The organism is Roseateles sp. P5_B10, assembly GCF_056400485.1.
The window spans coordinates 1-9,362 of the sequence record NZ_JBFULE010000149.1 but is presented as its reverse complement, the minus strand read 5'-3'; the positions used below and the strand labels follow the sequence as shown (position 1 = coordinate 9,362).

At 68.3% G+C, this 9,362-nt stretch carries 10 protein-coding genes; 1 reads left to right on the top strand and 9 read right to left on the bottom strand.

All coding sequences use genetic code 11. From position 1 onward, the window contains the following. The 4 genes from AC1DU6_RS12005 to ylqF form a co-directional block, all read right to left on the bottom strand. A partial coding sequence (locus tag AC1DU6_RS12005; RefSeq protein ID WP_477857417.1) for a thiolase family protein occupies positions 1–460 on the bottom strand: 460 nt, incomplete at its 3' end. Positions 461–477: 17 nt separating this feature from the next. Beyond that, complete coding sequence (locus AC1DU6_RS12000) at positions 478–1,644, bottom strand: acyl-CoA dehydrogenase family protein (RefSeq protein ID WP_477857416.1); 1,167 nt, start codon at positions 1,642–1,644, stop codon at positions 478–480. Further along, positions 1,641–3,035 (bottom strand): wax ester/triacylglycerol synthase domain-containing protein, encoded by a 1,395-nt coding sequence (locus AC1DU6_RS11995; RefSeq protein ID WP_477857414.1) that lies wholly within the window; start codon positions 3,033–3,035, stop codon positions 1,641–1,643. The genes AC1DU6_RS12000 and AC1DU6_RS11995 overlap by 4 nt, the downstream gene beginning before the upstream one ends. Positions 3,036–3,100: 65 nt before the next feature. Then, complete coding sequence (gene ylqF / locus AC1DU6_RS11990) at positions 3,101–4,066, bottom strand: ribosome biogenesis GTPase YlqF (protein WP_457323993.1); 966 nt, start codon at positions 4,064–4,066, stop codon at positions 3,101–3,103. A 108-nt stretch (positions 4,067–4,174) separates the two neighbouring features. Between ylqF and AC1DU6_RS11985 the strand changes: the two genes are divergently transcribed. Then, entirely contained in the window at positions 4,175–4,573 is a 399-nt protein-coding gene (locus AC1DU6_RS11985) for a cold-shock protein (RefSeq protein ID WP_157281153.1), read from the top strand. A gap of 98 nt (positions 4,574–4,671) precedes the next feature. Here the strand turns inward: AC1DU6_RS11985 and AC1DU6_RS11980 are convergent, their stop codons facing one another. The 5 genes from AC1DU6_RS11980 to AC1DU6_RS11960 form a co-directional block, all read right to left on the bottom strand. Next, positions 4,672–4,989 (bottom strand): energy transducer TonB, encoded by a 318-nt coding sequence (locus AC1DU6_RS11980; RefSeq protein ID WP_056193025.1) that lies wholly within the window; start codon positions 4,987–4,989, stop codon positions 4,672–4,674. Positions 4,990–5,017: 28 nt separating this feature from the next. Further along, positions 5,018–6,565, bottom strand: a complete 1,548-nt coding sequence (locus tag AC1DU6_RS11975; protein WP_056193022.1) for a methyl-accepting chemotaxis protein — start codon at positions 6,563–6,565, stop codon at positions 5,018–5,020. A gap of 211 nt (positions 6,566–6,776) precedes the next feature. Further along, positions 6,777–8,054: a c-type cytochrome gene (locus AC1DU6_RS11970; protein WP_457323992.1), complete on the bottom strand. Its 1,278-nt coding sequence runs from the start codon at positions 8,052–8,054 to the stop codon at positions 6,777–6,779. Then, on the bottom strand, positions 8,051–8,728 hold the full coding sequence (locus tag AC1DU6_RS11965) for a c-type cytochrome (protein WP_457323991.1): 678 nt from the start codon (positions 8,726–8,728) through the stop codon (positions 8,051–8,053). Before AC1DU6_RS11965 ends, AC1DU6_RS11970 begins: the two co-directional genes overlap by 4 nt. Next, a partial coding sequence (locus AC1DU6_RS11960) for a YggS family pyridoxal phosphate-dependent enzyme (protein WP_477857411.1) occupies positions 8,725–9,362 on the bottom strand: 638 nt, incomplete at its 5' end. The genes AC1DU6_RS11960 and AC1DU6_RS11965, both read right to left, overlap by 4 nt.

The window sequence follows — 9,362 nt, the reverse complement described above, 5'->3', positions numbered from 1 at the left end:
GATCAGCGCTGATGCCCTGCGGCACGAAACCGATGGCGCTGACGACGCGCTCATCCAGCATCCAGGCGCCGCCGTCGCTGCCCATGGGCACGCGGCTCATGCTCTCGACACCGCCGGCCACGACCAGGCGTTCGAAGCCGCTGGCCACCTTGGCCGCTGCGAGGTTGACGCTCTCCAGCCCCGAGGCGCAGAAGCGTGACTGCGTGACGCCGCCCACCGACTGCGCCCAGCCGGCGTCCAGCACGGCGATGCGGGCGATGTCGCCACCCTGCTCGGCGATGGGTGTCACGCAGCCAAGGATGACGTCGTCGACCAACGACGTGTCGAGCCGGGTGCGCTGCTGCAGGGCCTGCAGCACGCTGCGCACCAGCCAGATCGGCGTGGCCGCGTGCAGCGAACCGTCGGGCTTGCCCTTGCCGCGCGGCGTGCGGCAATGGCCGTAGAGATAGGCGTCGAACATGGGGGTCTCCAGGGGCCTCACATGGATCGCGAAGCCAGCTCTTTCATGATTTCATTGGTGCCGCCGTAGATGCGCGTCACGCGGGCGTCGGCCCACAGTTCGGCAATCGGCGTCTCCAGCATGTAGCCATAACCGCCGAAGAGCTGCAGGCAGGCGTCGGTCAGCCGCGAGGCGAGGTCGCTGCACCAGGCCTTCACCAGCGCCGCGCGGGCGGCGTCGAGCTCACCTTTCAGATGGGCCGAGATGGCGGCATCGAGCAGCGCGCGGGCGGCGAGCACGTCGCTCTGCGCCTGGGCCAGCACGAAACGGGTGTTCTGGAAGTTCCAGATCGGCTGGCCGAAGGCCTCGCGCTGCTTGGCGTAGGCCACCGTGTCGTCCAGCGCGCGTTCCGTCATCGCGACGGCCTGGCATGCGATGACGAGGCGTTCCTGCGGCAGTTCGCCCATCAACTGGCCAAAGGCCAGGCCCTCGCTTGACCCAAGCAGGTTGGCGGCCGGCACGCGCAGCTCATCAAAGAAAAGCTCGCTGGTGTCCTGGGCGTGCAGRCCGATCTTGTCCAGGCGACGGCGCGTCAGGCCCGTCGTGCCGGCATCGATCTCCGCGACGACCAACGACAAGCCCTTGGCACCCGGTGCGTCCCCGGTGCGGCAGACGATGACGATGAGGTCGGCGTTCTGTCCATTGGTGATGAAGGTCTTCTGCCCGTTGATGACGTAGTGGTCGCCCTTTTCGTCAGTGACGCGGCGTGCGCGGGTGCGGATGGCCTGCAGGTCAGAGCCGGTGCCCGGTTCCGTCATCGCGATGGCGCCAACGCGCTCGCCGGTGGCCATCGCTGGCAGCCAGCGCGCCCTCTGCTCGTCATTGCCGTGGCGCAGCAGATAGGGCGCGACGATGGCCGAGTGCACGCTGCCGCCGAAGCCGCCCAGGTTGGCCCGCGCAGCCGCCATGACGATGACGGCCTCATGGCCGAAGTCGCCGCCGCTACCGCCGAAGGCTTCCGGCATGGCCGCGCACAGCAGGCCCTGGGTGCCGGCTTCGCGCCAGGTGTCGCGTTCCATCAGGCCGGCTGCGCGCCAGGCTGCGGCGCGCGGCACCCAGCGCTCGCTGAAGAAGCGCGCGGCGCTGTCCTGAAGCAGGTGGTGCTCCTCGGTCATCCAGTTCGAGGGGAAGAGCGGAAGACTCATGAAATGCCGACGGCTTCTTCCAGCGTCGCGATCTCTTCCTCCACATAGGCCGCCAGCCGGCCCAGGTTGGGCAGGGCGTCGGTTGCAATCAGGCCGAAGTAAAGAGTGCCGGCATAGCTGAACAACGTGATGTTGAGCAGATGGGTGGCCGGCAGTGTCGACATGGGGTGCATCTCCAGCAACGGTGCGCCCTTGATGTACAGGCGCTCGGCCGGCCCGGGCACGTTGGACACCAGCGTGTTGCCCATGGGCGTGACGACATCGGCCAGCTTGAGCATGCCGGCGATCTGGCCGAGCAGGCCGGTCAGGATGGTGTAGGTCTCGACCGCCTCGGGCGCGACGGCGTCGATCATCGTGCGCACATTGCGCAGCGAATAGCCGACATTGCGCAGCCGCACATAGGCGTCATCGGTGGGCGGCGACAGGTCGACCAGGATGATGCCGATCTTGTTGCCGCCGCTCTTCTCGCCTTCGCGGCGCAGGTTGACCGGCATCTGTATGGTGATGGGCCGGTCCAGCTCGATGCCCTCGTCGGCCAGGTAGCGGTGCATGGCGCCGTCCAGGCAGGTCAGGGCCACGTGGTTGAGCGTGGCGCGCGACACCTTGCGGATGGCATCGATGCGGGCCATGGGCACGGCGGCGGTGGCGAACTGGCGGCCTGGCGTGGCATTGCCGGTGAAGGGTGTACCGCGGCTGGCCATGAAGGGCAGGGCGATGGCGTTCTTGGTCAGCTTGATGGCTTCCAGCGCCAGCATGGCCGTGAGCCGGCCGATGCCGACGGCGCGCTTGCTGTTGGCGGTGAGCTGCTTCCAGACGGTGCCGGCGACGGCCTGATCCAGCCGCTTCTTGCGCGACAGGCCGCTGGCGCGGCGCGCGTGCGACAAGATCCAGACCGGCGTGACGGTGTCGTCGTCGGGCGTCGCGCGCAGGGACTCGACGCCCCAGCGCGTCATCGTGATGCCGTCGGCCACGGCATGGTGCATCTTGTAGTAGATGGCGAATTGCTTGTCCCACAGACCGGCGATGACATGCACCTCCCACAGCGGCCGGCTGCGGTCCAGCACCGGTTCGTGCAACTCCGCGGCAAAGGCATAGAGGGCCTCGCGGTCGTTCTGGCCGGCCTTGAGCTTGTGGAAGAAGACGTGTTGCGCCAGGTCCACCGATTCGGCCGTGCTCCAGCTCGGCATCAGCGTGGGCGAGACGAAGTTGATGACGGCATCGAAGGGCGCCTGCACGTCGGTGTGGGTCAGGAACTCCTCATAGAGCTGCTTGGCGAAGTTGGCGCCGCCACCCTTGGGAATCTGGTGGATGTGCAGGCCCGCCACATGCTTGGGACTGGCCTCGCTTTCGGCGATGAAGAAGGCGAGGTCGAGCAGGGAGAGTCGGCTCATGATGTCTCGTGTCGTTCCGGGCGGCCCAGCATAGGCGCGCCGGTGAGACGGTCAAGGCCGGGAATTTACGCGCTTGTTTCCGCGTCCCCGCTGGACGACTTTCGCTTGCCGCTGCGGCGTTCCTTGTCGGCCAGACGCGCGGCCTCTGCCTCGGCGGCCTTGCGCTCTTCCTCCTCTGCAGCGGCCCGGCGCCAGGCCGTCATCTCGTCAGGGGTTTCCAGCGTGATGCAGCCCAGCGCCCCGCCGCGGAAGTCCATCAGCAACGCTTCGGCGGCCTTGTGCATCAGCACGCCGCCGCCGCGCACCTTGGCGCCGCGTTTGGTGCCGATGGCCTCCAGCACGGCGTCGTCGGCGCCAAGCTCGGTGAGGCCGTAGCGCTGCTGCAGGCGCTCGGGGTAGTGGCGCTTGAGCACGGCAATCAGCTCCAGCGCCACCTCCTCCTCGTCGAAGGCATTGCGGCCGATGGCGCCGCTGGCGGCCAGGTTGTAGCCGCTCTGCTCGATGGCGATGCGCGGCCACAGCATGCCCGGCGTGTCGAACAGGTAGAAGCCGTTCTCCAGCACGAACTTCTGCTCGATCTTGGTGATGCCTGGCTCGTCGCCCGTCTTGGCGGCGCGCTTGCCGACCAGGGTGTTGATCAGCGTGCTCTTGCCAACGTTGGGAATGCCGCAGATCAGCACGCGCAGCGGCTTGTGCATGTCGCCGCGCAGCGGTGCGAGCTCGCGGCAGGCCTTGATGAGGGCGCGCGCCGGCGCCTTGTCGCCGGCATCCAGCGGGATGGCGCGGGTGTGCGGCTGGGCGTTGTAGTAGTCCAGCCAGGCGGCGGTCTGGGCCGGGTCGGCCAGGTCCTGCTTGTTCAGTACCTTCAGCGACGGCCGGCCCGTCGTCAGTGCAGCCAGCAGCGGGTTGCTGCTTGAGCCGGGCAGGCGCGCGTCGAGCAGTTCAATGACCACGTCCAGCCCCGCCTTCACGCGATCCTTGATCGCCTGACGGGTGGAATTCATGTGGCCGGGGAACCAGTTGATGGGCATGCGCAGGGGAGGTGGGAATTTGGGAGGGCGGATTGTCGGTGGCTTACATCCGGTTGCGGCGATCTGCGCCGCATCCCCCAAGATCTGGGGGTAGTCGTTGAGGTGAATATGAGATTCGAAGGCGTACTGAGCGCGTGGAACCAGGATGCCGGCTACGGCACCATCCGGCCCTCTGGCGGGGGAGAGGAAGTCTTCGTCGGCTTGGCCGCGTTCCCGACAGACGGCGAGGGTCCTCGGATGGACGAGCCGCTGAGCTTTGAAATTGTCACGAGCCGTGACGGCCGCAAGCAGGCGGTGAATCTGAAGCGGCTGTCGCAGGCCCATCTCAGCCCGGCGCTGCGCGCATCGGCGGGCGGCACCCGCGTCCGCGCCCGTCAGGCCCAAAAGAAACGGCGCCTGGGCTTGCTGGCCGGGGGCGCCGTGGTCACGGTGATGCTGGTGGCGGGTGGGGTGCACTGGTGGCAGCCCGCGGACCGGACCGGCGAGTTGCCGGTGATGAAGCGCTGAGGCGCGGCTCTCGGGCGCTGCTCATGCCAGCCGGCCTGCATGCCGGCTGTCCTGAAACCCGCGTCGCACAGTGCGCAGGCACTGTGCTCGGTCGGGTTTCAGTCCTCGTTCTTGAAGACGAGCTTGACTTCGTGAGTGGCCTTTTCGCCGGGCTCGAACTTCCACTCCATCAGCGCCGCCTTCACGGCGCGGTCGAAGACCCGCTTGGGTTCGGCTTCGACGATCTCGACGTCGCTGACCTTGCCGTCGGCTTCGATGGTCATCTTGGCCTTGACCGAGCCGGTGGAGATGCCCTTCTTGGAGGCCTCGGCTGGGAACTCAGGCGGCACCTTCTTGACGACCTTGGGTGCGGCCTGAGCGGCCAGGGCCAGCATCAGGCTGGCGGCCAGGATGGTGGCGGAACGCAGGAATGACATGGCGAGCCTCGGAAAGTAATTGATGGGGTCAGGCGGCGCGGAAGAAGCCGACCGCCTCGATCAGCCGCGTCGAACTGTCGCGCAGGGCGTCCGCCGAGCGGCTGAGATCGCCGACCAGGCTGGTGTTTTGCTGCGTGGCCTTGTCGAGCTCGTTCATGGCGCCGTTGACGACGCCGACGCCCGTGGCCTGCTCCTGGGCCGAGTGCGAGATTTCCTCGATCAACTGACCCATGTTGTTGACTTCGTCGACGACGCTGCGGATGGTGACGCCGGCGTTGTTGACCAGCGTGGTGCCGTTTTCGACCTTGACGGTCGATTCCTGGATCAGCACCTTGATTTCCTTGGCGGCGCCGGCCGAGCGCTGAGCCAGCGCACGCACTTCGGCGGCCACCACGGCGAAGCCGCGGCCATGTTCGCCGGCCCGGGCGGCCTCCACGGCCGCGTTCAGGGCCAGGATGTTGGTCTGGAAGGCGATGCCGTCGATGACGCCGATGATGTCGCCGATCTTCTTGGAGCTGGCGCTGATCTCTTCCATGGTCTCGACGACCTTGGAGACGACGGCGCCACCATTGCTGGCGGCCTGGCGGGCCGTCACGGCGATGCCAGCCGCGCGGCGGGTCAGATCGCTGGCGCCCTTGAGCGTGGAGGCGATCTCTTCCACCGAAGCGGCGGTGTTCTGCAGGCTGGCGGCGGAACGCGTGGTGCGCTCGGCCAGATTGGAATTGCTGTCGGCAATGGAGCCGGAGTTCTGGGCCACCTCGCTGGCGGCGGTGGACACATCGCGCACAACGCCCGAGAGAGCCTGCTGCATGTCCTTCATGGCCTGCAGCATCTGGCTGAGTTCGTCGCGGCCTTCGACCTGGATGTCCTGCGTCAGATCACCGGCGGCAATGGCCTCGGCGGCCAGCTGGGCCTTGCGGGCCGGGGCGACGATGGAACGGGTGATGACGAGGCCGCCACCGATGCCGATGACCACGGCCACGACCAGCAGGACGATGGTCACCCAGACGGAGAAGCGGGCCAGTTCGACACCGGACGTGGCCAGTGCCTTGCCGCTTTCAAACTGGATGTCGACCAGCTTCTTCAGGCCTTCCTGCAGGGCCGCCTGGGCGGGGCGCAGGTCGGTTATCAGGCTTTCACGAGCCTCGTCGGGCGTGCCGTCGGTCTGGATCTTCTGGAATTTTTCGAGTGCAGCCAGGAACTTGGCCTTGTGACCCCGCACCTCGGCGATGGCGGCCTTTTCTCCGTCACCCGAGACAGCATCTTCCAGGCTCTTGAGCTGCTTTTCGCCTTCTTCAAGCGCGTCGGTGACGGCCTTCTTCTGCTTCTTGATGGCACCAGCGGTATCCAGCAGCAGCAAGTCACGCACGGCGCGGGAAATGATGTTGACCTGGCTTTCCAGACCGTTGGCTGCGCCAATCTTGAAGAGGCTGGAGTTGGCGGTGCGGTCCAGATCCTTGGCCAGGCCGTTCGCATTCTTCGCGCCGTAAATGCCGATCCCCACCAGCAGCAAAATGAGCAGGCCAAAGCTCAAGGCCAACCGATGGCCGATGCGCAATTGCGTCAGGAAGTTCATCTGTTCAGGTCCTTGTCCGGTGATCGGGTATCGGCGGCGGGCTGCCGCTCTTGAATTCAACGACGACTGTAGGGCTCTCGGCCCTGTTTTTGACGGCCCTACCCGGGAGCCGCGCGCAGTGTGTCGCGACCTGTGACCATTTGCTACCTGCCTGCGGCAGGCTTGCGTGAAGTCGTTCACGTCGGCCCCCCGCGCCCAGGGGCTTGTGGGTTCAACGGGCCGCCACGGCGCGCAGCCTCAGCACCTCGACGGCATCGACTTCACCTGCAGCGTGGCCGAAGGATGCCCGCAGATGGCTGGTCAGCGCKGCCAGGTCTTCGGCGCCCAGCACGCCCGCGAAGGGCGGCATGCCGTAGGGGCGCGGGTTGCCGGGCGTCGCCGGTGCGAAGCCGCCGCGCTCGATGAGGCGGATCAGGTTGGCCGCACTGGCCTGGGTGACCAGGCGGCTGCCGGCCAGCGCAGGGTAGGCGGGGGCACCGCTCGCGTCGCGCCGCCCCTGGCCCTGCTCGCCATGGCAGGCCGCGCAGTGCTCGCGGTAGAGGCCGGCGCCGCGCTTGCGGCGGCGCGCATCCGGCTCGGCCGGCTCGGAGCGGGCAACGGCCTGCTCGGGCAAGGCACGCAGATAACTGCTCATTGCGGCGAGGTCGGCATCGTCCAGCGCCGCGGTGCTGCCGATGACGACCTCGGCCATGGGGCCGAGCGCCACATGACCTTGCGCCTTGCCGTCGCGCAGCCAGCGTTGCAGCACCTCAGTCGGCCAACGCTGCACACCGGCCTCGGCCGGGTCATGCAGCGAAGGGGCCACCCAGCCCAGGCCGGCCAGCAGGCCACCGCGGAAATCCGCTGCACCACGGTCGCCACCCAGGGCATCGCGGCCGGCGTGGCAGGCGCTGCAATGGGCCAGGCCCTGGCTGAGATAGGCGCCGCGGTTCCAGGCCGCGTCCCGGGCCGGGTCGGATTGATAGACCCCGGGCCGGAAGTACAAGGTCCGCCAGACGGCGACGGCCAGCTGGCTCCCGTAAGGCCAGCGCAGCTCATGCTCGCGGCGTGGCGCGGCCGCGGGCGGCTGGGCCTGCAGCCAGGCATACAGGGCGTCGGCGTCCTCGCGGTTGACGAGGGTGGTGTTGGTGATCGGGTGAGCCGGCACCAACAGTCGGCCGTCGCGGCTGCGGCCGAAATGCAGCGCCTGCCAGAAGTCGTTGCTGCTCCAGCCACCCAGGCCGGTGGCGGCGGGCGTCAGATTGGATGAGAAGGCGGTGCCAAAAGGCGTCGGGATCGCCCGGCCTCCGGCCAGGCGTTCACCACCGCGGGCCGTGTGGCAGCCGGCGCAATTGCCCACGGCGGCGAGGTAGGCGCCGCGTTCCAGGCTGACGGGTGCGGCGGAGGGCGGCGTTGCGTCGCCCAGGGCGCGTTGCCAGGCCAGCAACCCGAAAGCGGTGGCAATGGCCAGCAGGGCCAGCAACGCGAGGCCGATCAAGAGGCGCTTCATGGCGGCAGGCCGCCGCAGCGCAACGGCGGCGGGGCAGCCAGGGTGGGCGCGGGATGCGGGTCGGCCGGCAGGGCCCGGCCGGCGAGGAATTGGGTGATCGCGTTGATCTCAGGCTCGGTCAGGGTCTTGGCGATATGCGCCATGCAATCCGGCGCCTGGGCGCGGCGCTGTCCGCTGCGCCASGCGCCGAGCTGGCCGTTCAGATAGTCGCGCGACAGACCGAGCAGACCGGGTATGGCGGGCTGAGTCCCCGTCAGGCGCTCGCCATGGCAGGCGGTGCAGGCCGGCAAGCGGCGGGCGGCGTCGCCGCGGCTCACCAGCGCCTCGGCGCGGGCCAGCTCGGTAGCCGCAAGGCCAGACTTCTGCGGCGGCGCATAGGGCAGGTCCAGCGATGCGAAATGACCGGCCAGCTCCTCCAAATAGGCGTCGGACAGTGGCGCGATGAGTTCGCTCATCAAACCGTAGTCGCGCCGGCCGTCGCGGAAGTTCAGCAACTGGTTGTAGAGATAGCCGGCCGGCTTGCCGGCCAGACGGGGGTAGTAGCCGTCGGGTGCGGCGCGCCCCTCCTTGCCATGGCAGCCGGTGCAGGCCAACGCTCGCTGAGCGAGCGTGTCAGGGACGGGCTGGGCCTGGGCCGCGAGCGCGGTCAGGGTCAGCAGCCAGGCGGCCTTCACCCCCGCGCTCCGAAAATGGCGCTGCCGACGCGCACCATCGTCGAGCCGGCCGCGATGGCGTCCTCAAGGTCTGCGCTCATGCCCAGCGACAGCGTGTCCAGGGCCAGGCCGGCCTGCTTCAACGTCTCGAACAGCGCGGCCATGGCCCGATGCTGCGCCAGCGCTTCGGGGCCGGGTTCGGGCACCGCCATCAGGCCACGCAGCTGCAGCCGGGGCAAGGTTGCGACCTCGCGAGCCAGCGCCGCCACGTCATCGGGCAGCAGGCCGCTCTTGCTCGCCTCGCCGCTGATGTTGACTTGCAGGCAGACATTGAGCGGCGCCAGGTCGGCCGGCCGTTGCTCGGACAACCGCTGGGCGATCTTGAGCCGGTCCACGCTGTGCACCCAATCGAACTGTTCGGCCACGGGCTTGGTCTTGTTGGACTGCAGCGGGCCGATCAGATGCCATTCGATCTGGCCGCGCAGATCGCTCAGCTCGCCGACCTTGGCCAGGCCTTCCTGCACATAGTTCTCCCCGAAGGCGCGGGCGCCGGCCTCAAAGGCCTCGCGCACGGCGTAGGCCGGGAAGGTCTTGCTGACGACGAGCAGACGGACCGCCTGGGGTGGGCGGCCGGCCGAGGCACATGCCGCAGCGA

What these genes read in the sequence shown, in the direction of transcription:
- AC1DU6_RS11995 (WP_477857414.1), bottom strand. Translation starts at nt 3,035, where the DNA reads ATGAGCCGACTCTCCCTGCTCGACCTCGCCTTCTTCATCGCCGAAAGC.
- ylqF (WP_457323993.1), bottom strand. Translation starts at nt 4,066, where the DNA reads ATGCCCATCAACTGGTTCCCCGGCCACATGAATTCCACCCGTCAGGCG.
- AC1DU6_RS11985 (WP_157281153.1), top strand. Translation starts at nt 4,175, where the DNA reads ATGAGATTCGAAGGCGTACTGAGCGCGTGGAACCAGGATGCCGGCTAC.
- AC1DU6_RS11980 (WP_056193025.1), bottom strand. Translation starts at nt 4,989, where the DNA reads ATGTCATTCCTGCGTTCCGCCACCATCCTGGCCGCCAGCCTGATGCTG.
- AC1DU6_RS11975 (WP_056193022.1), bottom strand. Translation starts at nt 6,565, where the DNA reads ATGAACTTCCTGACGCAATTGCGCATCGGCCATCGGTTGGCCTTGAGC.